Annotated in this window: 24 protein-coding genes; 14 read left to right on the forward strand and 10 right to left on the reverse strand. The window is 57.5% G+C overall.

Features of this window, described 5'->3' with window-relative positions:
• Positions 1 to 88 precede the first annotated feature (88 nt).
• Positions 89 to 1,330: an enterobactin transporter EntS gene (entS, locus tag PGR79_RS10210; RefSeq protein WP_113373831.1), complete on the forward strand. Its 1,242-nt coding sequence runs from the start codon at positions 89 to 91 to the stop codon at positions 1,328 to 1,330.
• A gap of 68 nt (positions 1,331 to 1,398) precedes the next feature.
• Here the strand turns inward: entS and PGR79_RS10215 are convergent, their stop codons facing one another.
• Positions 1,399 to 3,522, reverse strand: coding sequence for a glycosyl hydrolase family 18 protein (locus PGR79_RS10215; protein WP_337071943.1), 2,124 nt, complete (start codon positions 3,520 to 3,522; stop codon positions 1,399 to 1,401).
• A 229-nt stretch (positions 3,523 to 3,751) separates the two neighbouring features.
• Positions 3,752 to 4,711: a Fe2+-enterobactin ABC transporter substrate-binding protein gene (fepB, locus tag PGR79_RS10220; RefSeq protein WP_113373833.1), complete on the reverse strand. Its 960-nt coding sequence runs from the start codon at positions 4,709 to 4,711 to the stop codon at positions 3,752 to 3,754.
• Positions 4,712 to 4,898: 187 nt separating this feature from the next.
• On the opposite strand from fepB, the gene entC reads away from it, so the two are divergent.
• The 7 genes from entC to PGR79_RS10255 all read left to right on the forward strand — a co-directional run bounded on the left by entC (position 4,899) and on the right by PGR79_RS10255 (position 12,405).
• A complete protein-coding gene (gene entC / locus PGR79_RS10225; RefSeq protein ID WP_045361975.1) occupies positions 4,899 to 6,074 on the forward strand; it encodes an isochorismate synthase EntC in 1,176 nt (391 codons plus the stop codon).
• Between the two features lie 9 nt (positions 6,075 to 6,083).
• Positions 6,084 to 7,691 (forward strand): (2,3-dihydroxybenzoyl)adenylate synthase EntE, encoded by a 1,608-nt coding sequence (entE, locus tag PGR79_RS10230; RefSeq protein ID WP_430921608.1) that lies wholly within the window; start codon positions 6,084 to 6,086, stop codon positions 7,689 to 7,691.
• Between the two features lie 13 nt (positions 7,692 to 7,704).
• Positions 7,705 to 8,556: an enterobactin biosynthesis bifunctional isochorismatase/aryl carrier protein EntB gene (entB, locus tag PGR79_RS10235; RefSeq protein ID WP_015367768.1), complete on the forward strand. Its 852-nt coding sequence runs from the start codon at positions 7,705 to 7,707 to the stop codon at positions 8,554 to 8,556.
• On the forward strand, positions 8,556 to 9,311 hold the full coding sequence (gene entA / locus PGR79_RS10240; RefSeq protein WP_087860262.1) for a 2,3-dihydro-2,3-dihydroxybenzoate dehydrogenase EntA: 756 nt from the start codon (positions 8,556 to 8,558) through the stop codon (positions 9,309 to 9,311). Before entB ends, entA begins: the two co-directional genes overlap by 1 nt.
• Positions 9,312 to 9,725 (forward strand): proofreading thioesterase EntH, encoded by a 414-nt coding sequence (gene entH, locus PGR79_RS10245; protein ID WP_087860261.1) that lies wholly within the window; start codon positions 9,312 to 9,314, stop codon positions 9,723 to 9,725. It abuts the gene before it with no gap.
• Positions 9,726 to 10,022: 297 nt separating this feature from the next.
• On the forward strand, positions 10,023 to 12,128 hold the full coding sequence (gene cstA, locus PGR79_RS10250; RefSeq protein ID WP_430921610.1) for a pyruvate/proton symporter CstA: 2,106 nt from the start codon (positions 10,023 to 10,025) through the stop codon (positions 12,126 to 12,128).
• Between the two features lie 79 nt (positions 12,129 to 12,207).
• The gene (locus PGR79_RS10255; RefSeq protein ID WP_002893903.1) at positions 12,208 to 12,405 is read left to right on the forward strand and encodes a YbdD/YjiX family protein; all 198 of its coding nucleotides are present in this window, start codon (positions 12,208 to 12,210) and stop codon (positions 12,403 to 12,405) included.
• On the opposite strand, the gene PGR79_RS10260 is transcribed toward PGR79_RS10255, so the two are convergent.
• The 3 genes from PGR79_RS10260 to PGR79_RS10270 all read right to left on the reverse strand — a co-directional run bounded on the left by PGR79_RS10260 (position 12,402) and on the right by PGR79_RS10270 (position 14,010).
• Positions 12,402 to 12,806, reverse strand: a complete 405-nt coding sequence (locus tag PGR79_RS10260) for a helix-turn-helix domain-containing protein (protein WP_015704715.1) — start codon at positions 12,804 to 12,806, stop codon at positions 12,402 to 12,404. The two genes, PGR79_RS10255 and PGR79_RS10260, sit on opposite strands and share 4 nt — an antisense overlap.
• Positions 12,781 to 13,083 (reverse strand): type II toxin-antitoxin system RelE family toxin, encoded by a 303-nt coding sequence (locus tag PGR79_RS10265; RefSeq protein ID WP_015367763.1) that lies wholly within the window; start codon positions 13,081 to 13,083, stop codon positions 12,781 to 12,783. Before PGR79_RS10265 ends, PGR79_RS10260 begins: the two co-directional genes overlap by 26 nt.
• A 183-nt stretch (positions 13,084 to 13,266) precedes the next feature.
• Positions 13,267 to 14,010 (reverse strand): SDR family NAD(P)-dependent oxidoreductase, encoded by a 744-nt coding sequence (locus tag PGR79_RS10270; RefSeq protein ID WP_430921613.1) that lies wholly within the window; start codon positions 14,008 to 14,010, stop codon positions 13,267 to 13,269.
• A 307-nt stretch (positions 14,011 to 14,317) separates the two neighbouring features.
• On the opposite strand from PGR79_RS10270, the gene PGR79_RS10275 reads away from it, so the two are divergent.
• From PGR79_RS10275 to PGR79_RS10285, 3 genes are read left to right on the forward strand one after another with little or no spacing between them, the layout of a single operon-like run.
• Positions 14,318 to 15,820 (forward strand): sugar ABC transporter ATP-binding protein, encoded by a 1,503-nt coding sequence (locus PGR79_RS10275; RefSeq protein WP_430921615.1) that lies wholly within the window; start codon positions 14,318 to 14,320, stop codon positions 15,818 to 15,820.
• A complete protein-coding gene (locus tag PGR79_RS10280; RefSeq protein WP_271032753.1) occupies positions 15,817 to 16,815 on the forward strand; it encodes an ABC transporter permease in 999 nt (332 codons plus the stop codon). Before PGR79_RS10275 ends, PGR79_RS10280 begins: the two co-directional genes overlap by 4 nt.
• 20 nt (positions 16,816 to 16,835) lie before the next feature.
• Positions 16,836 to 17,900 carry a sugar ABC transporter substrate-binding protein gene (locus PGR79_RS10285; RefSeq protein ID WP_430921617.1) on the forward strand — a complete coding sequence of 355 codons (1,065 nt, stop codon included), beginning with the start codon at positions 16,836 to 16,838 and terminating at the stop codon, positions 17,898 to 17,900.
• A gap of 8 nt (positions 17,901 to 17,908) precedes the next feature.
• On the opposite strand, the gene mtnK is transcribed toward PGR79_RS10285, so the two are convergent.
• Positions 17,909 to 19,108, reverse strand: a complete 1,200-nt coding sequence (mtnK, locus tag PGR79_RS10290; protein ID WP_213317381.1) for an S-methyl-5-thioribose kinase — start codon at positions 19,106 to 19,108, stop codon at positions 17,909 to 17,911.
• A gap of 104 nt (positions 19,109 to 19,212) precedes the next feature.
• On the opposite strand from mtnK, the gene mtnA reads away from it, so the two are divergent.
• Positions 19,213 to 20,238 carry an S-methyl-5-thioribose-1-phosphate isomerase gene (gene mtnA, locus PGR79_RS10295; protein WP_430921620.1) on the forward strand — a complete coding sequence of 342 codons (1,026 nt, stop codon included), beginning with the start codon at positions 19,213 to 19,215 and terminating at the stop codon, positions 20,236 to 20,238.
• A gap of 25 nt (positions 20,239 to 20,263) precedes the next feature.
• Positions 20,264 to 20,869 (forward strand): methylthioribulose 1-phosphate dehydratase, encoded by a 606-nt coding sequence (locus PGR79_RS10300; protein WP_430921622.1) that lies wholly within the window; start codon positions 20,264 to 20,266, stop codon positions 20,867 to 20,869.
• Between the two features lie 3 nt (positions 20,870 to 20,872).
• Here PGR79_RS10300 and PGR79_RS10305 read toward each other — a convergent pair whose 3' ends face one another.
• Entirely contained in the window at positions 20,873 to 21,415 is a 543-nt protein-coding gene (locus PGR79_RS10305; RefSeq protein ID WP_015367755.1) for a 1,2-dihydroxy-3-keto-5-methylthiopentene dioxygenase, read from the reverse strand.
• Complete coding sequence (mtnC, locus tag PGR79_RS10310) at positions 21,412 to 22,101, reverse strand: acireductone synthase (RefSeq protein WP_430921734.1); 690 nt, start codon at positions 22,099 to 22,101, stop codon at positions 21,412 to 21,414. Before mtnC ends, PGR79_RS10305 begins: the two co-directional genes overlap by 4 nt.
• Positions 22,102 to 22,285: 184 nt before the next feature.
• Between mtnC and PGR79_RS10315 the strand changes: the two genes are divergently transcribed.
• On the forward strand, positions 22,286 to 23,431 hold the full coding sequence (locus tag PGR79_RS10315) for a pyridoxal phosphate-dependent aminotransferase (protein WP_183269012.1): 1,146 nt from the start codon (positions 22,286 to 22,288) through the stop codon (positions 23,429 to 23,431).
• Here PGR79_RS10315 and PGR79_RS10320 read toward each other — a convergent pair whose 3' ends face one another.
• Positions 23,432 to 24,058: an IbrB-like domain-containing protein gene (locus tag PGR79_RS10320; protein ID WP_087860251.1), complete on the reverse strand. Its 627-nt coding sequence runs from the start codon at positions 24,056 to 24,058 to the stop codon at positions 23,432 to 23,434. It lies immediately after the preceding gene.
• Positions 24,043 to 25,266, reverse strand: a complete 1,224-nt coding sequence (locus tag PGR79_RS10325) for a phosphoadenosine phosphosulfate reductase (RefSeq protein WP_411325850.1) — start codon at positions 25,264 to 25,266, stop codon at positions 24,043 to 24,045. The genes PGR79_RS10320 and PGR79_RS10325 overlap by 16 nt, the downstream gene beginning before the upstream one ends.
• Positions 25,267 to 25,376 lie beyond the last annotated feature (110 nt).

The raw sequence follows: 25,376 nt of genomic DNA on the forward strand, positions 1-25,376 counted from the left end.
GATAGTAATTATCGTTATCGATTTTATTCAGGTATGTTACCATGAGAAACCATAAAAATGGTATGAAAAATAACGACAAGGCCCTTGCATGAACCGACCTTCCCGGCTGCTTGATGTCAGCCTCCTGCGCACCCATCCGGCGTTCCGCGCCGTCTTTATCGCTCGCTTTATCTCGATCCTGTCGCTTGGCCTGCTAGGCGTGGCGATCCCGGTACAAATCCAGATGATGACCCATTCGACCTGGCAGGTGGGGCTCTCGGTGATGTTGACCGGCTGTTCAATGTTCATTGGGCTGATGGTCGGCGGCGTGTTGGCCGACCGTTATGAACGCAAACGCCTGATCCTGCTGGCGCGTGGCACCTGCGGCGTTGGCTTCGTCGGCCTGTGCCTGAACGCCATGCTGCCGGAACCCTCGCTGGCGGCAATTTACCTGCTGGGGATCTGGGATGGCTTCTTCGCCTCTTTAGGCGTAACCGCGCTATTGGCGGCAACGCCGGCGTTAGTCGGCCGCGAAAATCTGATGCAGGCAGGGGCGATCACCATGTTGACCGTGCGTCTCGGTTCGGTGATCTCGCCGATGATTGGCGGGCTATTGCTGGCGACCGGCGGTGTTGCCTGGAACTATGGCCTGGCGGCGGCAGGGACGTTCATTACCACCCTGACGCTGCTACGCCTGCCGCTGCTGCCGCCACCGCCGCAGCCGCGCGAGCATCCGCTGAAATCGTTACTGGCGGGGCTAAAATTTCTCTTTAATAGCCCGCTTATTGGCGGTATTGCGCTGCTCGGCGGCCTGTTGACGATGGCCAGCGCGGTGCGGGTGCTTTATCCGGCGCTGGCGGAAGGCTGGCAGATGTCAAATTCGCAAATTGGCCTGTTGTACGCCGCCATCCCGCTTGGCGCGGCGCTGGGAGCGTTAACCAGCGGGCAACTGGCGCATACCGCCAGGCCGGGAGCGTTGATGCTGATGACAACGGTAGGGTCATTTGTGGCGATTGCTTTATTCAGCGTGATGCCGTTCTGGGCGCTGGGCGCGCTCTGTCTGGCGCTGTTTGGTTGGCTGAGCGCGATAAGCTCGCTGCTACAGTACACGCTTATCCAGACGCAAACGCCGGAGAATATGCTGGGGCGCATTAATGGCCTGTGGACCGCGCAGAACGTCACCGGCGATGCCATTGGCGCGGCGTTGCTTGGCGGATTAGGGGCGGTGATGACCCCGGTGGCTTCAGCCAGCGCCAGCGGCTGGGCGCTGGTAATTGTTGGCGTATTACTGGTTGGCTTATTACGCGAGCTACGTCGTTTTCAGCGTCCGGAAATGGTCAGCGAAAGTTAAGCGCAACAATAGCGAAAGGCCCCGGATTGCTCCGGGGCCTGGTGACATTTATCGGTACATATTAATGCTTAGTACGCGCCGAGATCTTTCCAGACGTCGAACTGGCCGCAGTACAGGTCAGGCTGGTTGCCCTGAGACCACCATTTCACCTGATAGTTATGGCCTTTCCAGCTCACGGTTTCAAAGGTACCCCAGCTGCCGCCATAAACGGTTTTGGCATCCCACAGCGGGTAAGGCGTAGCGTCGTCGGACGGTGCGACTTCATCATCCTTTGCCGGCGCGTCATCGGTATCTTTTCCTTCATCAGCGGGTTGATCCGCAGGCTCATCGGCCGGCTCATCAGCGCTTGGTTCACCCTGGGAAGCGACGACCACCGACAGAATAAAGCGCTGCTGGGTTGACGGTTCGCCCCAGGTGTCGCGAACGAACAGGGTAAAGGTAAACTCGGTATCCGCGGTGACGACCGGGACATCGAACTCAATAACCGCGGCGGTTTTATCCACAACATCAATCGCTGCCGGCACGCCCCAGCTGTAGCTCAGCTCGTCGCTATCTTCATCAGACGACTTTTCCCCGGACAGACGAACGCGGGAGCCGCCTACGACCATCATCTCAATTGCCGCTTCTGGCGCATGGTTTACCGTCGGTTCAGTCTGGTCTGTATCTTCTTCCTCTTGTTCATCAGCTGGCGCAACGTTGATGCCTTCGAAATAGAACGGGTCCATATCGATAACTTCAGAAGCGATTTCATATCCCAGACCTTCACGGGCGGCGTTAACCAGCACGCCGTTGTCCTGGTCGATAGTCCAGGTGAACATGCCGCCGAGGCCCAGCTTCGCCGCGTATTCGCCTTTGGCTTTCACGGTGCGCGGCGTATCCAGCGACATAAACAGTTTGGATTCCGGGTTGTAGAGGTAGTCAGCGTCAGCTACCTGGTCGGTATAAACGTTAAAGCCGTTACGCCCTTTCTGGTTTTCCAGGTCCAGGTAGTTATAAATGACGTCATACCATTCGGTGGTACCCGATTCAAAGGTACCGACGGTGGTGCCGTTACCCGGGTTATAGGTACCTTTCAGCGGAGACAGCGACTCCAGCTCGGCGTTGCGGCCGTTACGGGTATAACCGGCGTAACCGATGTTGATACGTTCAGCGGGGAAACCTTCCGCCAGCAGATGTTCAACGATGGTGTTAACCGCCCAGCCGCCTTGTTCAATGGCGTTCAGGTTGCTGTGGTGAGCAATGCTTTCGGCCCACGGGGTGCCGAAGAAGTCATAGGTCATCAGGTTGATGCCGTACAGACCGGCGCTGAGCAGCGCTTTGACGTTAGAATAATCGAAAGTCTTCACCACCGCCGAACTGGCGATAGAGATTTTGACATCGCTCAGGCCGGCGGAATCCAGCTGCTTACGCAGTTCGGCAATCAGCAGGGCGTAGTTATCGCCATCTTCCGGGCCATAAGGGTTACCGGCGCCTTCAGCGTTCGGGTATTCCCAGTCGATATCCACTTCGCTGAACATCGGGAACTGTTTGAACAGCTTCACCACGCCTTTAGAGAAGGTTTTACGTGCGGAATCAGACGCTGCGGTTTCATGGAAGCCGTTACTCATGGTCCAGCCGCCGATGCTCATGGACAGCACCAGGTTGTGGCCCTGCTGTTTGGCTTTTGCCTGCAGGTCGCGCAGGCCGCCGAGCAGGCCTTTGGTGTTCGTCTGGGTTACGGTTTTCGGATCGACATCCCAGCCGCTGACGCTGTGGCCAACGTTAATGTAGGACTGGAAGTCGCCCCACGGGTCGAGGAAGGTCGGTTCATATTTGACTTTGCCGCACTTCTCAGCCCCGTCGGCCACCACATCGTGATACAGACCATCCACTTTATGGAAGCCGGTCACGCCGACGAAGCCAACGATAATTTTATCGTAAGCGGTAGGGGAGACGTTGGTCAGATCATAGCCGCGGCCGCGGTTATCTTTCGCATCGCCGCCCTGCAGGCGACCATCATACTGAGACCAGTCGGTGTAGTAACCGAATACCTTTGGTTTGGTGGTTGCGCTTTTGTATTTGTTATAGACCGGTTTGGCGACGCGGTCTGACGTGTAGCTGTAGTTGCTGACTTCAGTTGCCGGGTTAAAACCATCTGCGGCGTTGCTGGTTTCGGTCAGGGTATCGCCCTTGATCAATTTGCTAGTGGTCACGGTAAGTTCCTTCTGAGTTGAATGTCCACCTCAAGTGGTGTGGGGCAGATATTCGGGGAAGGCGGCGACGATGGCTAATCACAAAACAACACCTCAAATGATGATGTTTCGCATGAGGAATGGATGAGATATCAAAGGGGGAAAGGAAGAAAAAGTCTTTTGTAACAGATAGATGATGTGTTTGATGATATGAAATGAGATCCCGGCGCCAGGCGCCGGGAAGGGAGACTCAGGCAAAGAGCGCGGATAAACGCTGCAGGACCAGCATGGCGCTGTAGTAGTCAAGACGGAAGGTTTCGGTACCCAGCGGATAAACGCGCTTCGCGGCAACCGACGGCAGGTGCGCCAGCAGCGGGTTAGCGTAAATGGCCTCAGCGTCTTTCTGGTCGCCGGCGAACAGGAACAGGCTTTCGCCGTTGATACCCGCCGCCAGATTCTCGCCGCCCAACTGCACAATGTCGTGACGCTTACCCTGGCTCTGGCTGGCGTGAAGACCGCCCGGCAGCGCCGCCAGCTTAAAGCCTAACTGTTCCAGCATCTGACCCTGCGCTGATTCCGGCGTCCAGATATTGGCGCTATGCGCCGCGGCGGTATAAACCAGCGCGGTGACCGGCTGGGGCGGCAACTTCAGTTTCTCTTTTAACGAAACGAGCTGTTTATTGAACTCGGCAATGCGCGCGTCCGCCTGCTTTTCGTGACCGGTGATATGCCCTAATTGGGTAAGCAGCGTCTGCCAGCTTTTATCGTCGTAGTTGATGACAAGCGTCGGCGCGATAGTCGAAAGCTGGTCGTACAGGGCGAGAGCGGAATCGCCGCCGGTGGCGCTAATCAGGATCAGATCCGGCATCTGCGCCGCCACCGCTTCGGCGCTGGGTTCGCCAATATACAGTCGCGCCAGTTTGCGCTTTTTCGCGACATCGCCCCACTGGCGCAGAAAGCCCTGCGCGTCGGCCACGCGGTTATTCGGCGTGGTTGCGCCGCTGGCCACCACCGGCGCATCAATAGCCAGCAGCGAGCCGGTGAGGGTAACGCTGGTTGAGACTATGCGCAGCGGCTGGCTTTCCAGCGTATGGGTGCCGCGGCTATCGGCGATCTGACGCGGCCAGTCCGCCGCCAGCGCTGAGGTAATTCCTAAAAGGCACAGCCCGCTGGCGAGTAAAGTACGACGGCAAAAAGTGGCAAAATTCACGAATTCGCATCCTGAGTCAGTTGTAGTAAATACGTCTCATTTTCAACATTGTGTTGCCTGGATGCAAGTTTAAGTCGCATAACCTGCTGTTTGTGCGGTTGACAAGGAGAGCAATACCTTTTAGGTTAGCCAACAAAAATATAAATGATAATTATTCTTAATATCTTTATCGTTTTTGGAGGATGATATGGAAACGTCACTGGCTGAGGATGTACAGGAAAAAACGCAGACCCTGTCGCCGCAAAGCTTCTTCTTTATGTCGCCGTACCGCAGCTTCAGCACCACCGGCTGTTTTAGCCGCTTTTCCCAACCTGCCGTCGGCGGTGATTCGCTGAACGGCGAGTTCCAGCAGAAAATGGCGGCCGCTTTTGCCGAAGCCCGCGCGGCGGGGATCCGCAAGCCGGTAATGGTCGGGGCGATTCCGTTCGACACCAATCAGCCTTCCGAGCTCTATATCCCCGAACGCTGGGAAACCTTCTCCCGTACCGACAAACAGCAGTCCGCGCGTTACGCGGCGCCGCTCAAGGCGATGGATGTTGTCGATCGTCAGGAGATCCCGGAACAGGACGAGTTTTTGGCGATGGTGGAACGTGCCGCCGCGCTGACGGCGACTCCGGAAGTCGACAAAGTGGTGCTCTCAAGGCTGATTGATATCACTACCCGCGACCGAGTCGATAGCGGCGCGCTGCTGGAACGGCTGATTGCCCAGAACCCGGCGAGCTTTAATTTCCATGTCCCGCTGTCAGACGGCGGGGTACTGCTGGGCGCCAGCCCGGAACTCCTGCTGCGTAAAGAAGGGCTGCATTTCAGTTCGCTGCCGCTGGCCGGCTCTGCCCGCCGCCAGCCTGACGACGTGCTGGACCGCGAAGCAGGCAATAAATTGCTGGCCTCCGGCAAAGATCGCCATGAGCACGAGCTGGTGACCCAGGCGATGAAGAGCGTGCTTGGCCCGCGCAGTAGCCAGCTGTCGCTGCCGGAATCACCGCAGTTGATTACCACGCCAACCTTATGGCACCTGGCGACGCCGATCGAAGGTACGGCGCTGGCGGAAGAAAACGCCATGTCGCTGGCCTGCCTGCTGCACCCGACCCCGGCGCTGAGCGGTTTCCCGCACCAGGTGGCGAAGCGCCTGATTGCCGAGCTCGAACCGTTCGATCGCCAGCTGTTTGGCGGCATTGTCGGCTGGTGCGATGACGAAGGCAACGGCGAATGGGTAGTGACCATCCGCTGCGCGCGCCTACATCAACGCTCGCTGCGCCTGTTTGCCGGCGCGGGGATCGTCCCGGCCTCCTCGCCGCTGGGCGAATGGCGCGAAACCGGCGTCAAACTCACCACCATGCTTAACGTATTTGGCTTGAATTAAGAGGCAAGGATGATTGCATTTACCCGTTGGCCGGAAGAGTTTGCGGCCCGCTATCGTCAAAAAGGCTACTGGCAGGATCTGCCGTTAACCAATCTGATTACTCGTCATGCGGAAAATGACGCCGTGGCGATTATCGACGGCGAGCGGCAAATTAGCTTCCGCCAGTTTAACCTGCTGGTGGATAACCTCGCGTCTTCCCTGCAGCATCAGGGACTTAAGCGCGGAGAAACCGCGCTGGTGCAGCTTGGCAACGTCGCCGAGTTCTACATTACCTTCTTTGCGCTGCTGCGCATCGGCGTCGCTCCGGTTAACGCCTTGTTTAGCCACCAGCGTAGCGAACTCAACGCCTACGCCGCGCAGATTAAACCCTCGCTGCTGATTGCCGATCGCGAGCACGCGCTATTTGCTGACGATAGCTTCCTCAATGGTTTTATCGCTGAGCATCCTTCACTGCGCGTCGCGCTGCTGCGTAACGATGGCGGCGAGCGTGACCTGGCGACGGAAATTAACCGTACGGCGGATAACTTCGTCGCCAATCCGACCCCGGCTGACGAAGTGGCTTTTTTCCAGCTCTCCGGCGGCAGCACCGGGACGCCGAAGCTTATCCCGCGTACCCATAACGATTACGATTACAGTATCCGCCGCAGCAACGAGATCTGCGGTATTAACGCCGATACGCGCTATCTCAACGCGCTGCCGGCGGCGCACAACTATGCGATGAGCTCGCCGGGCTCACTGGGCGTCTTTCTCGCCGGCGGCCGGGTGATCCTCGCCGCCGACCCGAGCGCCACGCTCTGTTTCCCGTTGATTGAAAAACATCAGATTAACGTCGCGTCGCTGGTGCCGCCGGCGGTCAGCCTGTGGCTGCAGGCTATTCATGAATGGGGCAGCAACGCGCAACTGCAATCGCTGAAGCTGCTGCAGGTTGGCGGAGCGCGCCTGTCCGCGACGCTCGCCGCGCGCATTCCGGCGGAAATCGGCTGCCAGCTGCAGCAGGTGTTCGGCATGGCGGAGGGGCTGGTTAACTACACCCGCCTAAACGATAGCCCGCAGCGGATTATCAATACCCAGGGTTGCCCGATGTGCCCTGACGACGAAGTGTGGGTGGCGGATGCCGACGGCAACCCGCTGCCGCGCGGCGAAGTTGGCCGTCTGATGACCCGCGGGCCTTATACCTTCCGCGGCTACTACAACAGTCCGCAACATAACGCGGAAGCCTTTGATGCCGATGGATTTTACTGCTCAGGCGATCTGATTTCGATCGATGAAGATGGCTATATCACCGTCCAGGGGCGGGAAAAAGATCAGATCAACCGCGGCGGCGAGAAGATCGCCGCTGAAGAGATAGAAAACCTGCTGCTGCGCCATGAGGCGGTGATCCACGCCGCGCTGGTCAGCATTGAGGACAATCTGCTGGGCGAGAAGAGCTGCGCTTATCTGGTGGTGACATCGCCGCTGCGCGCCGTCGCGGTGCGCCGCTTCCTGCGCGAGCAGGGCGTGGCTGAATTTAAATTGCCGGATCGCGTGGAGTGCGTTGCCGCGCTGCCGCTGACGCCGGTGGGCAAAGTCGATAAAAAACAATTACGTCAGTGGCTGGCCGAAGGCAAGCTGGGCTGAAGGAGAACAGAAAATGGCAATCCCTAAATTACAGGCTTATGCGCTGCCGGAAGCCAGCGATATTCCGGCGAACAAAGTTAACTGGGCCTTTGAGCCGTCGCGCGCCGCGCTGCTGATCCACGACATGCAGGAGTATTTCCTCAATTTCTGGGGCGAAAACAGCGCGATGATGGAAAAAGTGGTGGCCAATATCGCCGCCCTGCGCGACTTCTGCAAACAAAACGGTATTCCGGTGTACTACACCGCCCAGCCGAAAGAGCAGAGCGATGAAGACCGCGCCCTGCTGAATGATATGTGGGGGCCGGGGTTAACTCGCTCGCCGGAACAGCAACAGGTGATTGCCGCGCTGGCGCCGGATGAACAGGATACGGTGTTGGTGAAATGGCGCTACAGCGCGTTTCATCGCTCGCCGCTTGAAGAAATGCTGAAAGAGACCGGCCGCGACCAGCTGATCATCACCGGCGTTTACGCCCATATCGGCTGCATGACTACCGCCACCGACGCTTTTATGCGCGATATCAAACCGTTCTTTGTCGCCGATGCGCTGGCGGACTTCAGCCGCGAAGAGCATTTGATGGCGCTGAAATACGTCGCCGGCCGTTCCGGACGGGTAGTGATGACCGAAGAACTGCTGCCGCTGCCAGCCTCCAAAGCGGCCCTGCGCGCACTAATTCTGCCGCTGCTCGACGAATCCGACGAACCGCTGGATGATGAAAACCTGATCGACTACGGGCTGGATTCGGTGCGTATGATGGCGCTGGCCGCCCGCTGGCGCAAAGTGCACGGCGATATCGACTTCGTGATGCTGGCGAAAAACCCGACCATCGACGCCTGGTGGGCGCTGCTTTCCCGCGAGGTGAAATAATGGCGGCGCTGGATTTTCACGGCCAGACCGTGTGGGTGACCGGCGCAGGTAAAGGCATTGGCTATGCCACCGCGCTGGCTTTCGTCGAGGCCGGGGCCAACGTCACCGGTTTCGACCTTGCCTTTGACGGCGAAAGCTACCCGTTTGCCACCGAAATGCTGGACGTCGCCGATGCCGACCAGGTACGCGACGTTTGCGCGCGTCTACTCAACGATATCGAACGACTGGACGTGCTGGTGAATGCGGCCGGGATCCTGCGCATGGGGGCGACCGATCAATTGAGCGCGGAGGACTGGCAGCAGACCTTCGCGGTGAACGTCGGCGGCGCGTTTAATCTGTTTCAGCAGACGATGGCGCAGTTCCGCCGTCAGCAGGGCGGGGCGATCGTCACCGTCGCCTCCGATGCCGCGCATACGCCGCGTATCGGCATGAGCGCCTATGGCGCCTCGAAAGCGGCGCTGAAAAGCCTGGCGTTGACCGTCGGGCTTGAGCTGGCAGGCAGCGGCGTGCGCTGCAACCTGGTATCGCCGGGCTCCACCGACACCGATATGCAACGTACCCTGTGGGTCAATGAAGATGCTGAACAGCAGCGGATCCGCGGATTTGGTGAGCAGTTTAAGCTTGGCATCCCGCTGGGCAAAATCGCCCGACCGCAGGAGATCGCCAATACCATTTTGTTCCTCGCCTCTTCTCACGCCAGCCATATCACGCTGCAGGATATTGTGGTCGATGGCGGCTCGACGCTGGGGGCGTAGATGGCCTGGAAACGAGAGCTCACGCTTGCGGCGCTGAACGCCAGCAGCGAAAACACCATGGTGGCGCATCTTGGCATCGTCTACACCCGGCTGGAAGAGGGGCTACTGGAGGCGGAGATGCCGGTGGATGCGCGCACGCATCAGCCGTTTGGCCTGCTGCACGGCGGCGCTTCCGCGGCGCTGGCGGAGACGCTGGGCTCGATGGCCGGTTGGCTGATGACGGAGGATGGGCAGTGCGTGGTGGGCACCGAGCTTAACGCTACCCACCATCGTCCGGTCTCCAGCGGTAAAGTGCGCGGCGAATGCCGACCGCTGCATCTTGGCCGCCAGAGTCAGAGCTGGGAAATTGTGGTGTATGACGAAAAAGGGCGGCGCTGCTGCACCTGTCGTCTGGGTACCGCGGTGCTTGGCTAAGACGCCGCTATTTCCCCGGCTTGCGCTGCGCTGAGCCGGGCTACCAAATCGCACAGCGCTGTAGCCCCGGTAAGCGGTAGCGCCACCGGGGGTTTTGAGGCCGCCACCCGACAAAAAAACGGCACCGTTCACGGTAATCCTTTCATTAATTTCCCTGTCTTAAGTGATCCCGCTAGCAATGTGAGACAAATCTCCGCCGCGGCATGGCATCTGCGCTGTTTCGAAGTTGTTAAATTCTGCGTTGTGTTCTAGAAACAAACTGTAACATCCTGATTACCCTACCGGTGGACCACAACAATGAATAATTCAGGGAAATACCTTATCTGGACAATGCTCTCCGTAATCGGAGCCTTTGCCCTCGGCTATATCGCCCTAAACCGGGGTGAGCAGATAAACGCGCTGTGGATTGTCGTCGCGGCGGTCTGCGTTTATCTGATCGCGTATCGTTTCTACGGCCTGTATATCGCCAAAACGGTCCTCGGCGTTGACCCAACGCGGATGACGCCGGCGGTACGACATAACGACGGTCTCGATTATGTTCCGACCGACAAAAAAGTGCTGTTCGGTCACCATTTTGCCGCGATTGCCGGCGCAGGGCCGCTGGTTGGCCCGGTGCTTGCCGCGCAGATGGGCTACCTGCCGGGGATGATCTGGATCCTCGCCGGCGTGGTGCTGGCCGGCGCCGTGCAGGACTTTATGGTGCTGTTTGTTTCGACCCGCCGCGATGGCCGTTCGCTTGGCGAACTGGTTAAAGAGGAGATGGGGCCGACCGCTGGCGTACTGGCGCTGGTGGCCTGTTTTATGATCATGGTGATCATCCTCGCGGTACTGGCGATGATCGTGGTGAAAGCATTGACCCACAGTCCATGGGGGACATACACCGTCGCCTTTACCATCCCGCTGGCGATCTTTATGGGCATCTATATTCGCTACCTGCGCCCGGGGCGCATCGGCGAGGTGTCGGTGATAGGCCTGGTGATGCTGGTGTTCGCGATTATTTCCGGCGGCTGGGTGGCGGAAAGCCCGACCTGGGCGCCGTGGTTTGATTATACCGGCGTACAGCTGACGTGGATTCTGGTGGGTTACGGCTTTGTTGCCGCGGTACTGCCGGTCTGGCTACTGCTGGCGCCGCGCGACTATCTCTCCACGTTCCTGAAAATCGGCACCATCGTTGGGCTGGCGATTGGCATCCTGATTATGCGCCCGACGCTGACTATGCCGGCGCTGACGAAGTTCGTCGACGGTACCGGCCCGGTCTGGACCGGCAACCTGTTCCCGTTCCTGTTTATCACCATCGCCTGCGGCGCGGTTTCTGGTTTCCACGCGCTGATCTCCTCCGGCACCACGCCGAAGATGTTAGCCAACGAAGGCCAGGCCTGTTTTATCGGCTACGGCGGCATGTTGATGGAATCCTTCGTGGCGATTATGGCGCTGGTGGCGGCCTGTATTATCGACCCGGGCGTCTACTTCGCGATGAACAGCCCGATGGCGGTGCTGGCGCCGGCGGGGACGACTGACGTCGTGGCCTCGGCGGCGCAGGTAGTGAGCGGCTGGGGCTTTAGCATTACCCCGGATACGCTGAATCAAATAGCCCATGAGGTCGGCGAACAGTCGATTATTTCACGCGCCGGCGGCGCGCCGACGCTGGCGGTGGGGATGGCTTACATTCTGCACGGCTCGCTGGGCGGGCTGATGGATGTCTCTTTCTGGTACCACTTCGCCATTCTGTTTGAGGCGTTGTTTATCCTGACGGCGGTCGATGCCGGCACCCGCGCGGCGCGATTCATGCTGCAGGATCTGCTGGGCGTGATTAGCCCCGGGTTGAAAAAAACCAGCTCGCTTCCGGCTAACCTGCTGGCGACCGCGCTGTGCGTCCTGGCGTGGGGCTACTTCCTGCATCAGGGGGTGGTCGATCCGTTGGGCGGTATTAATACCCTGTGGCCGCTGTTCGGTATCGCCAACCAGATGCTGGCGGGGATGGCGCTGATGCTGTGCGCGGTGGTACTGTTCAAGATGAAACGCCAGCGCTATGCGTGGGTGGCGCTGCTGCCGACAAGCTGGCTGCTGATTTGTACGCTGACCGCCGGCTGGCAGAAATCGTTTAGTCCGGATACCAAAGTCGGCTTCCTGGCCATCGCCAATAAATTCCAGGCGATGATCGACAGCGGTACCATTCCGCCGCAGTATACGGAATCGCAGCTGGCGCAGCTGGTGTTTAATAACCGTCTCGATGCCGGGCTGACTATCTTCTTTATGATTGTGGTGGTGGTTCTGGCGCTGTTCTCGATCAAAACCGCGCTGGCGGCGCTGAAAGAGGATAAACCGACGGCGAAAGAGACGCCGTATGAAGCGATGCCCGCGGATGCGCAGACCTTAACGGCGCAGGCGAAGCGCGCGCATTAACCTGTTTGGCCTACCTTTCTTCTCCTCCCTCTCCCTGTGGGAGAGGGCTGGGGTGAGGGAAATAAGCGAGAAACTCATTATGTTCGACACCCTTTCAAAAGCAGGAAAATATTTAGGCCAGGCGGCGAAGATGATGATCGGCGTGCCGGATTACGACAACTACGTCGAACACATGCGGATCACGCATCCGGACCAGACGCCGATGACCTATGAAGAATTCTTCCGCGAGCGCCAGGACGCACGCTACGGCGGTAAGGGCGGGGCGAAGTGCTGCTAGCCTTCTTTCGGTAAATAAAGGCTGATTTGCTCCTGGGTACAGCCGTAAATCGCCGCCAGTTTTTCGCGGGTCCGCTTCTGCGGACGGGAGTCCAGCGCTTCCAGCTGTGACACCGCGGACTGGCTGATGCCGAGTTTAGCCGCGACCTCCCGCTGTGAGAGTCCGCGCAGGATACGCCACGCGGCCTGCAGGCTGACGTTTTCTTTATGCATCACGTCGCAGACATCCCCTGGCAGCATTACGTTATCATAGATATCTGATTCATAAGAAATATCTTCCCAATTGTTTTCATCCTCGTCGTCGTACTCCAGCAGAGCCAGGCGCATACGAAAGTAATCACTGTAAGGAATGACGACATACTGGTCTTTTCCTTCTTCATCCTTGATGTACTGAATAGTCATATTCGGTATGTTCCTCATGAAGGTAGGTGGTGGTGGTTCGGCGTTTAACCGCCACTACGTAGCAGGTATCGTCCGGCGGATCCCCAAAGGTGTAGATGACTCTGTAATCACCTAATCGCAGCCTGTAGTGGTTTTCGGGAAAGGACAATTTTTTGATATCCGAGATAGGTGAAGCTTTATCATTCATCTTCTCCAGCCTGGATTTAATGCGGTTCTTATATCGATTATCGATTTTAGAAAATTGCTTATTTGCCGTTTTTGACCAGACAATCTTCATCCGTACCTCCACTGTACGCCCACACAAAATATAAGGAAATAATAAGACTATTAGATAAATTCCGAATTTCTTATGGAGTACAGTAGAGCGGAGAAAAAACGCAGGTAAGAGGCAAAGCGTAACCGGTCGAGGCGGCGCGGGAAGGCCTCTGCCGGGCGACAGAGGCTTGCAGAAAATATGCGATCAGGCGTTCAGGCCGCCATCCACGTCGAGCCCCGTACCGGAGATCTGCCCGGCGGCCGGGCTGGCCAGGAAGGTGACCGCCGCGGCGATGTCTTGCGGCTGGCCGTAGTGACCGACCGCAATCATCTGGCGCTGGGCTTCCGCCTGTTCCCCATCCTCCGGGTTCATATCGCTGTTGGTCGGCCCTGGATGGACAAGGTTAACGGTGATCCCGCGAGGGCCTAAATCACGCGCCAGGCCACGGGTCAGGGAGTTGAGGGCGGACTTGGTCATGGCGTAAACCGCGATGCCCGGCATGGCTACGCGGTTGGCCAGACAGCTGCCGATGTTGATGATCCGTCCGCTATCGGACATATGCACCAGCGCTTCCTGGATAGCGATGACCACCCCACGAATATTGACGTTGATAAGGTCGTCAATGTCCGCCAGCGTCATGGATTCCAGTGGACCGCCGCGGGCGATGCCAGCGTTGTTGACCAGAATGTCCAGCCCGCCGAGGGCCCGTGCTGCATGGGTGACGGCATCCTGAATGGCCTGCGCGCTGGCGCTGTCTGCCTGCACCGCTTCGCTGTACCGACCCAGCGCCTTAATTTCATCAGCGACTGCCTGGGCTTTATCGGCCGATTTTTCATACGTAATAACCACATCGGCGCCGGCGCGCGCCAGCGACAGCGCAATAGCGCGACCCAACCCACGGCTGGCGCCGGTAACCAGCGCCTTCTTACCTGTTAAATCGATCTGCATGATGACCTCGTTACGAGAGTGGTGAGAATCATCATTAGGTATAGATGGTCTGGGTGATTAACGGCTGAAGTATTCCACCTTCTCAAACGTCGCGCGCAAAGCGTCAGGGGTTAACGTCGCCGGCAGGCTAAAGCGCTGCCAGGGCGGGAAGCGCTCCTTATGGGTGTTGGGCTAACCTGATGTTATGTCTGGACATCCAGATGGCTAATATTATTTGGTTTTATCTTATGCTTTTTACGCAGTTGTCAGGCATCGGCAGCTGTGAAAAATTCGTTAAATCAGAATATTAATTGCCCTGGGGAGGGTGATGAGCGTGAATCGCCTTGAGATGCATAACATTAGCCTGGCCTTTTCCGGCTTTCAGGCGCTGAGCAAGGTGAATTTTACCCTTAAGGGCGGAACGGTGCATGCGCTGACCGGCGCCAACGGCGCTGGCAAATCGACGCTGATGGCGGTGTTGTGCGGGACGCACGCCGATTACGAAGGCGAAGTCGCGATCAATAACCAGCCGGTTAGCATTCGTTCGCCGCGCGATGCAAAGCAACTGGGCATCCATCTGGTACAGCAGGAGGTGGATGTTGCGCTGGTTCCGGGGCTGAGCATTGCCGAAAACATCATGCTGGACAGGCTGGCTGAGCCGGGTGCGGTTTTTCGCTGGTCGCATGTGCGTCAGCAGGCGTGCGAAGCGCTGGCGCAGCTTGATATTGCGCTGGATGTTCGACGTTCAATCGATAGCTGTACCCTTGCCGAAAAACAGCAAATTCTGCTGGCTCGCGCACTGTCGCACCATTGCCGCTTTTTGATTCTTGATGAACCCACCGCGCCGTTGGATCAGCACGAAAGCGAACGCTTATTTGCGGTGGTTCGTCGTCTGCAGCAGCAGGGGATCGGCGTGGTCTTTATTTCGCATCGTATTCATGAACTAAAAGCGATTTGCGACACCCTGACGGTACTGCGCGATGGCCGTTTAATCGAAAGCGGCCCGATGGCGCAGCTCAGCGGCGAGCAGATCGTCGAAAAAATGCTCGGCCACGAGTTGAGCGATATTTTTCCGCCTGCGCGTCCGCCGCATGGCGAAGAGGTGCTGCTGCAGGTTGACGGTTTGCATGACGAAGCGCTGTTGCAGGATATCTCGCTACGTCTGCATAAGGGCGAAATTCTCGGTATCGCCGGCTTAGCGGGCGCGGGGAAAACTGAACTTTGCAAAGCCTTATTCGGCGCCAGTAAAAGCCGGGTGCGCTACGGCGAACTTAACGGCCAGCCGTGGCGGCCGCGCGATCCGGGCGATTCCGTCCTCCAGGGGCTGGCGCTGGTGCCGGAAGAGCGGCGCAAAGAGGGGATATTCATCGATGAGGCGATCGCCATGAATCTGGCGGTCAGCGCCGATAACAGCTTTTCGCGCTGGAGCCTGTTCGGCCATCGGCAGGCGTGGCGGTGGGCGCAGGAGGTTATTGCCCGTATCGGCGTGCGCGCCACCGGGCCGGGGCAGACGCTGCGCCGCCTCTCCGGCGGTAATCAGCAAAAAGTGGCCATCGGCAAATGGCTGCGCGGCGGTGCAAACGTGCTGATTTTCGACGAGCCGACGAAAGGGGTGGACGTGAAAGCGAAAACCGATCTGTTTCAGTTGATTGATGGCCTGGCGCGGGAAGGCCGGGGCGTGATTTACGCCTCCGGCGAATTTTCCGAGCTGGTAGGCCTGTGCGATCGCATCTGCGTGCTGTGGGATGGGCGCATTGTGGCGGAAATTCCCGGCGCCGAGGCGCGGGAGGAGACGATTCTTTATTACTCCACCGGAGGAGCGGCAGCGTGAGCAAGGCTCTGGCAGTCAACGCGACGGTATCGGGCCGTCAGCGGTTTTTCGATTTTCTCTATAAATGGGGCATGTTGCTGACCGTGGTGCTGCTGGTTGGCGTCTTTGGTTTGGCCTCGGATAACTTTCTTGACCCGTTTAACATCATCAACATTCTGCGCTCCATCGCTATCGTGACGGTGATTGCCATTGGGGTATCGATTTCTCTTACCATCGGCGGCTTTGATCTGTCGGTGGGGTCGACGGCGTCGCTGGCGAATGCGTTAGTGATTTCGTTGTTTGTCTGGCACGGCCTGAACACCACTGAAGCCATTCTGATCACCCTCGTGCTCTGTACGCTGGTTGGGCTATTCAACGCGTTTCTGATCGTGGTGCTGCGCATTCCTGACATGCTCGCCACGCTTGCCAGCCTGTTTGTGATTCAGGGCGTGGCGATGACCTACAGCTACGGCGGCTCGATCACCGAAAATATGGTGCTGCCGAGCGGCGAGATGGCCGAAGGTACGATCCCGGCGGCGTTTGGCGCGCTGGGGCAGGTACCGACCATCGTCATTATCATGCTGGTGGTAACGCTAATCGCGCAGCTGGCGCTGTCGTTCACCACTCACGGGCGGAGGATGTACGCCATCGGCGGCAACCCGGAGGCGGCGCGACTCTCCGGCCTGCGGATCACGCGCTATAAAGTGGCGGCCTACGTGATTGCCTCGCTGTTGGCCGGGCTGGGCGGCATTCTGCTGGCATCTAGGATTGGTTCTTCCCAGGTGAACGCCGGGGGCGGTTACCTGATGGATGCGGTCGCGGCGGCGTGGATCGGCTTTTCGCTGGCGGGCTCCGGCAAGCCGAATGCGCTGGGTACATTGGTGGGTGCGGTGATCCTCGGCGTGCTTTCCAATGGCCTGGTGATGCTGTCGGTGCCCTATTACGCGATGGACATTATTAAAGGGCTGGTGCTGGCTGGCGCGCTGGCACTGACCTATTTTCAGCGCCGGACCTAACACTTTACAGGGTAAACAAAATGAAAAAGATAGCACTTTCTCTTATAGCGCTGGGCCTGCTGCAGTCGATGGCAGCGCTGGCGCAGACCCCGACGCCGATTCCGGCGGCGATCGCTGAGCATAACGGCCCGATCCGCATCGCGGTGATTCGCAATCTCGGTTCTGACGATAACACTACCCAGTTTGTCGCCGGGGCGATTCAGGAAGGTAAAAAGCTCGGTTTTAAAGTCAGCGCCTTCCTGAGCAACGGTGATGACGCCAAATTCCAGGACTTCGTCAATCAGGCCATTAGCCAGAAATATGACGGTATTATTCTTTCCCAGGGGCGCGACCCGTACTCGACCGCGCTGGTGAAAAAGGCGGTCGATGCCGGGATCAAAGTCGCGGTGTTCGATACCGCGGTGCAGGGATCCATCCCCGGCGTGACGGTTAGCCAGCAGGATGACGCCTCGTTGACCGAGCTCTCTTTTGGCCAACTGGTGAAAGACTTCAACGGCAAGGCCAACATTATCAAGCTGTGGGTGGCCGGCTTCCCGCCAATGGAACGCCGGCAGGCGGCCTACCAGACGCTGCTTAAACAAAATCCGGGGATTAAAGAGCTGGAGTCTATCGGCGCCGTTTCATCCGACGTGCAGGGTGACACCGCTAACAAAGTCGGCGCGATTCTGGCCAAGTATCCGAAAGGGAAAATCGACGCCATCTGGGGCACCTGGGATGCCTTTAGCCAGGGGGCCTATAAGGCGCTAAAAGAAAACGGACGCAGCGAAATCAAACTCTACAGCATCGATATTTCCAATCAGGATTTACAGCTGATGCGGGAAGCCGGTAGTTCGTGGAAGGTTAGCGTGGCGGTCGACCCGAAACTCATCGGCGCCACCAACGTGCGCTTGATTGCCAATAAGATTGCCGGAGAAAGCACCCCGGCTACCTACGATTTCAAAGCGGCGGCGATCCCGCAGGCGCTGCTGGCGGCACAGCCTGGGGCGGTCAACGTGGCGTCGCTGGGGAAAATAATCCCGGGCTGGGGGCAGACCGAAGATTTTATTGCCCCGTGGTTTGCCACGCTGGAAGCTCAACATAAATAATCACGCGTTTAGCTGTACTGACGCACGCGGGCGATAAGTTCGTCCACGCTATCGATACGCTCGGCGATGACGATCAGCGCTTTGCCGAGCGTAATTGCGTGGCGCAGGCATTCGTGGCGCATGGCCGTGTCCTGAATAGAATCGATATCGGCGACGTGTGAAAGCCCGACGCTGCGGCGTATCAGTTCGGTTCCGCAGAATCCAATAGCATCACACCAAACCTTTTTGAGGAATACTGAGGCGTAACCGGGGCAGGCCAGCGCGGTATCGCGGGTTTTCTCCGTCGCTAACGCTTGGAAACGCTCGCTGAAGGTGTGCCACAAGGTCTGAATATCGTTGAGCCGTTGTTCGCGCGCGGCGGCGGCATCGCGAATGCCGAGATGACCGGGCAAACCGCAGTAGTTAAGCAGCAAGTTGCCAATGGCGGTGCCGACGTCAAAACCGATTGGGCCGAAATAGCCAAATTCGGCATCGATGGCTTTAAGGCTATTTTCAGCGACGAAGATGGAGCCGCTATGAATATCGCCGTGCAGCAGGGCTTCGGCCTGTGAGAAAAAGCGGTGCTTCAGCGCCGCGACAGCCAGTTTAAGCTGAGCGTCCTCACGCAGGGCGGCAACATCTTCTTCCAGCTCCGCCGGGTAGTTATTGCGCTCGTGGATCTGATACGGATCGTTAAAAAACAGATCCTCGGTGATCTCGCACATTTCCGGATTAATAAATTGCGCCACCTGCGCTTTTTTCTCATGCGGATGGAGATAGAAATCGCTGGTGTGGAACAGCGTCTGCGCCAGATATTCGCCCAACTGGCGCGCCGCCTGCGGATAGTAGACGTTGCCGATAAGCTCGCCGCGCCAGATACGGTGGTCGGAAAGGTCTTCCATTACCATCACCGCCAGAGCGGGATCGAAATGAAGAATCTGTACCGTATGCTGCGGGCTGTGCTGATAGTGGGCGACCAGGGTCTGCGCTTCGAGGCGCGCGCGGTCCAGTGTCAGCGGCCAGGATTCGCCGACGCAGCGCACGTAGGGCAGCGCCTGCTTAACAATAATTCGGCTCACGCCCTGAGCATCGAAAATTTTGAACACCAGATTGAGGTTGCCGTCGCCTACCTCCTGCGCCGACACCAGCTCAGACGGATCGTCGAGCCCGCCAAATTGTTGTGCGTAAGCCACCGCATCGCTGGCCGTGAAGGTATGGTATTGCGACATTGCTTCGATCCTCAAAAGTGCTGAATTAAGCCGTTCAGACGTCTATACATCTGGATTTCATCCTGACACAATGTGATACAACAACGCAACAGGGATTTAACGATATGCAGACACTACAGACCACCAGCCTGCGGGTAAGCGAAAATCAGCTTTTTATTCTCGATCAACAGGCATTGCCGCAGGAAAAACGCTGGCTGGCGGCGGATAACGTTGCGCTGCTGGTGGACCATATTCATGCTTTGCGGGTGCGCGGCGCGCCGTTGATTGGTCTCTCCGCCAGCCTGTTGCTGGCGCTGTTGGCGCAGCGCGGCTTATCCCGCGACGAGCTCGCTCAGGCGCTGGAAACCCTGCGCGCGGCGCGGCCGACGGCGGTCAATCTGATGAATAATCTCGATCGTATGAAGCAGGCGCTGGCGCAGGAAGACTATCCGCAGGCGCTGGAGACTGAAGCGCTGCGTCTGATTGCCGAAGACAAACAGCTGTGCGCCAGCATTGCCGAAGCTGGCAATGCGCTGGTCACGCCGGGTAGCCGTTTATTGACCCACTGTAATACCGGTGGCCTGGCGACGGCGGGGGTTGGCACCGCGCTGGGGGTTATCGCTTTGGCCCATGAACAGGGCAAGGTGGCTAACGTCTGGGTCGATGAGACGCGGCCGCTGCTGCAGGGCGGGCGCCTGACCGCCTGGGAATTGGGGGAGCTGGGCGTGCCGTATCAGCTTATTACCGACTCAATGGCCGCCAGCCTGATGGCGCAGGGGCAGGTTGATGCGGTATGGGTCGGTGCGGATCGTATCGCCGCCAACGGCGACGTGGCGAATAAAATTGGGACCTATTCGCTGGCGGTGCTGGCTCACTATCATCGCATTCCTTTCTACGTGGCGGCGCCGCAAACCACTCTCGATCGCCACTGCCCGAACGGCGCGGCGATCCCGATTGAACAGCGTGCGGCGCAAGAGGTGACCGGCGTAAAAGGCAGCTTTGGCGCCGTGCAGTGGGCGCCAGAAAACGCGCCGGTTTATAACCCGGCCTTTGACGTGACGCCAGCCGCGTTAATCAGCGGTTGGGTGCTGGATAGCGGCGTGGTCACGCCACAGCAGGTGGCGGACGGTATTTTTGCGCCGATGGCGTAACGGTTAACAGTGATAAGGAACGATTATGTGGCAAGAGCGACTCGCACAACTGGTGACCACCTGTCACTGGATTGGCGCGAAAGGGTGGGCGCCGGCAACCGGCGGCAATATGTCAGTACGCGAGGATGCGCGCTGGTGTTGGTTAAGTGAATCGGGGCGCGATAAGGGCAGACTGACCAGCGACGATTTTTTACAGGTGGACATCGCCAGCAATCGCGCGCCGTCGGGCCGTAAACCGTCGGCGGAGACCGGCTTGCATACGCTGGTTTATCGCCTGTTTCCTGAAGCGAACGTCGTGCTGCACGTGCATACCGTGCACGCTACGGTGCTCTCACGTCTTGAAACCAGCGATACCCTGCAGCTGCAGGGCTATGAAATGCAAAAAACGCTGAGCGGGCAGCATAGCCATCTCGATAGCGTACCGGTGGCGATTTTTGATAACGATCAGGATATTGAGGCGCTGGCGGAGCGGGTTGAAGCGTATGCCCGTAGCCATCCTTTGCGTTATGGATTTTTGATCCGCGGCCACGGCTTAACCTGCTGGGGCAGGGATGTTAGCGAGGCGCGGCGTCAGCTGGAAGGGCTCGAGTTTCTCTTCGAATGCGAGCTGCTGCGCCGCCGCTATGCATAAAGGTTAGGGTAAGCGCGGATAGGCATCGGCGATAGCATCGCCGGTGAACTGCGCTATCCAGCCTTCCGGATTGTCAAAAATACGAATGGCGGTGAAATTCGGCTCCGAACCCATATCGAACCAGTGCGGCGTATGCGCCGGGACGGAGATCAGATCGTTCTTTTCGCACAGCACCTGAAAGACTTCATCGCCGATATGCAGGCAAAACAGCCCGGCGCCTTCGACAAAGAAGCGCACTTCATCTTCTCCATGGGTATGCTCATTGAGGAATTTTGCCCGCAGCGCCTCTTTCTGCGGATTATCCGCCCGCAGGCTAATGACATCCCAGCTCTGGTATCCCTTTTCAGCCACCAGTTTATCAATCGCGTGCTGATAGGCCGCAATAACGGTTTCAGCGGTTGGCGCCGGGCCCAGGTAGCGATCGGCCTGCCAGCGCTCGAAGCGCACCCCTTTTGCGCGCAATTGCTGCTGGATTTCATCGGCGTTGCTGCTGTGCCAGCGTGGATGGCTGGCGTCGTTAACGGAAAAAATAGTTAATTCGCTCATGCGGGAAGTTGCTCCGGGTCGATGTCGTCAAAACGCTGAACCTGTGGATGATGGCTGGCCGGGTCGCGGTCGCCGCGTACCAGCTGCAGGGTGCGTAAACCTGCCGCTTCGGCGGCGTCCAGTTCCTGATGGATATCAGAGAGGAACAGAATGCTCGCCGGGCTATGCCCCAGTTGTTCGGCGATAGTGCGATAGGATTGAACTTCGCGTTTGGCGCCGACCAGGGTATCGAAATAGCCGCTAAAGAGATGAGTAATATCACCTTCGTCGCTGTAGCCAAATAACAATTTCTGCGCGGCGACCGAGCCTGAGGAATATACATATAAATCAATGCCCATTGCCTTCCATTTCTCCAGCGACGGCAGAACATCGGGGTAAAGATGGCCGGTAAAATCACCGTTCAGATAGCCTTCGCGCCAGATAATGCCCTGCAGCGCTTTCAGCGCCGTCGATTTACGATCCTCATCCATGAAGCGGAATAGCGTCTCGATAAGCGCTGCGGTGCTGGCTTCGGGGGCGGCGATTTCCGTACGCAGATTGTCGAGAATGGTACTGACCGGCTCGACATACTGCTGCGCGGTGACAAATGCGGCCAGCCGCTCGCGGGCGTAGGGGAATAAGACGTTATGGACGAAGCGAATGTCGCTGGTGGTGCCTTCAATATCGGTCACGATAGCGCGGATCATGGTATCTCCAGAGTGGATAGTGCGCCGTGCTGCCGGTGGCGTCGGTTTGCCGCCTGCCTGCGGCAAGCGAAATAACGTTAGCATTTAGACGTCTAAGCGTCTTGATTGCCAAATATTAACATCGTGTTATAGTGGCTTCAACAACAGCATTACAATCGGAACGAAGATAATGAGCAATAAGCCACTGATTCCTGAGAGTAAACTCCCTGCATTAGGCACCACCATTTTTACCCAGATGAGCGCGTTGGCGCAGCAGCATCAGGCCATCAATCTATCACAAGGTTTCCCGGATTTTGACGGCCCGCGCTATTTACAGGAACGCCTGGCGTGGCATGTCGCCCAGGGAGCCAACCAGTATGCTCCGATGACCGGCGTACCGGCGCTGCGCGAAGCCATTGCCGATAAAACCGCTGAACTTTATGGCTATCGCCCGGATGCTAATAGCGAAGTGACCGTGACCGCCGGCGCGACTGAAGCGCTGTATGCGGCGATTACTGCGCTGGTGAGGGCGGGCGATGAGGCGATCTGCTTTGACCCGAGCTATGACAGCTACGCGCCGGCGGTAGAGCTTTCGGGCGGCGTGCTGAAGCGGATTGCTTTACAGCCGCCGCATTTCCGCGTTGACTGGCAGCAGTTTGCCGCCACGTTAAGCGACCGCACCCGTTTGGTCATTCTTAATACGCCGCATAATCCATCAGCCACCGTCTGGCAGCGGGAAGATTTTGCCGCGCTGTGGCAGGCGATCGCCGGGCGGGAAATTTACGTTATCAGCGACGAAGTGTATGAGCATATCTGTTTTGCAGAGCAGGGGCACGCCAGCGTGCTGGCTCATCCGCAGTTGCGTGAACGGGCGGTAGCGGTCTCTTCTTTCGGTAAAACCTTTCATATGACCGGCTGGAAAGTGGGTTATTGCGTGGCGCCTGCCGCCATCAGCGCCGAGCTGCGTAAAGTGCACCAGTATTTAACCTTTGCCGTTAATACGCCGGCTCAGCTGGCGCTGGCGGATATGCTGCGCGCGCAGCCGGAGCACTACCGCGAGCTACCTGCGTTTTATCAGCAGCGCCGGGATCTGTTTATTGATGCGCTACGCGACAGCCGGCTGGAGATCCTGCCGTGTGAAGGCACCTACTTTCTGCTGGCGGACTATAGCGCCATTTCTGACCTTGATGATGTCAGCTTCTGTCGCTGGCTGACCACTGACGTCGGCGTGGCGGCGATCCCGCTGTCGGTATTCTGTGCCGATCCGTTCCCGCATAAGTTGATTCGCCTGTGCTTCGCTAAGCAGCCGGAAACCCTGCTGGCGGCGGCAGACCGTCTGCGTCGGCTGTAGCTATTTCACCGTCCACGCCTGGGAAAATTGACGGTCGCCGAACATCTCGGCCAGACCGTTAATTTGCTTCAGGCGCAACACTTCATCGGCATCCATCCCCAGCTCTTTACTGATTTTTGCGTTGCTCCAGCCGAGATTGGCCAGCTCGCGGACAATTTCCGACATCGCGTGAATCTGATGACGTCCGCGGGCCCGATTGTGGCGAATAGTGGCGGCCATCAGGGCATCGCGCGGGTGGCTATTCTCCGTCAAACAGGTTACCGGTAAATATCCCTTGAGCCGCTTTTTTAATGACACTTTGCTGCTAACCAGTTCGTGGCGGTGAAAACCGTCAATGATGGTATAACGCTTTGGCTGCTGATGCTGCACCACGATAGGTTGCGTAAAGCCGTTGGCCTCCAGCGAAGTTAACAACAGTCGCTTTTCCGGCGGTGCAAGATTGTTAGGGTTGTAGTCATTGGGTACCACTTCTTCCTCTTTAACCCATAGCACGCAGTCAACCGGCTGGTTGCGAAAAGGGCTATGGCGGTGCAGAGCCTGGCGAAAGCGGTTCAGCGCGTCGATTTTTTCCTCTTCCGGCAGCGCGGCCAGATACTCTTCTATCTGGGTTATTAGTCGTTGTTGCATAACAGTCCCCATTGTTGGCGTTTTTTACTTATGCGCTCGCAGTAGTTTTTATAGCGGGTGGCCTTAGTTGGGCTAAATGAAAGCTGGCGACACCAGTAATCATTGTTTAATAACACTTTGCAGACGCGTCGCCATGAAGGGATATCCCGGGTGCCGATGTCGCTCTCCTGGCTATCGGGGATATCGTCCATTCCCTGCTTTTGATACCAGTGCAGATAAACCGCGATTTTATTACGATAATGCTCGGCGGTTGGCCGCGGCATGCTATCCAGCAGAAACAGGGCATAACTCTTCCAGCTGTGGTGCCCGGGTTTATCGAGCTTACGGTGGCCATAGAATTTGTTGTCATATCCGGCATAAATACCGCCGCTGTGCACGCCGTTTACGCGCTGGCAGATGGCTGCCCAGCGCTCGGGTTCCAGCACGTGATACAGCCAGAGTCCCTGGCGCTGCTCCGGGCCAAAAGGTTCACAGATGCGCATATAGCGTAGCGGCACCCCGGCCTGATACATCAGATCGTAAAGGGGGTTATAGGTATGGCCGCTTTTGCTAAACCACGTCCAGATATCGGCGGTTTTCCAGTCATAGATCGGGTAGATGTACCAGGTATGACCGCCCGGCGCCGATGTTGTCCATGGCTTGTCATCGGCAAAGCGCAGCTTGCGCTGCGATGAGATGGTCATAAAACGATTAAGCGATTCATCTGCCCGGATACCCACCATCATTGCCGCCGGGCGGTTTTGCGAAAACCAGTCGGCGAAATCACGAACGAACTCTTCAAAGCTCATTCCGCATCTATAAAACGGAAAATAGCCGGGATCGGTAATAGCGTCAGCGGGCGGCTGGCGTACCCAGTTGACGCCAGGTTCCCAGCATTGCCACTCCGGCGAAAACTGCGTCAGTGAGTTTTGCGTGGTGAGCGGCAGGGCCACCCAATAAAATTTTTCAATAACATCCTGGTATTCGGTGCGAATATTTTCGCAATGCTGAATGGTGCAGGAAAATTGCGCTTCCCAATCAATAAACAGCACGCTGAATTTCTTGCCCATTTGCCGGGCGCAAAGCGCCGCCAGGTGCAGCATAGTGGTGGAGTCTTTTCCGCCGGAGAAAGAGATGCAGATGCGTGAAAAATTTTCTAATACCCACTGTATCCGCTGCTGGCTTGCTTGAAGAACGGACTCGGGTAATGGAATTTTTATTAATGACATTACCATTAATCCTTTAATGTGATAGGTACGATTTCACGGATAGTGTAGAACACATTAATGGTAAGGTTAATATATATTAGTAATGTTTCACCTGGTTCATAAATGGAGGT

The sequence above is a fragment of the Klebsiella sp. 141161 genome (assembly GCF_050600815.1).
GTDB classification, from domain to species: Bacteria; Pseudomonadota; Gammaproteobacteria; order Enterobacterales; family Enterobacteriaceae; genus Klebsiella; species Klebsiella aerogenes.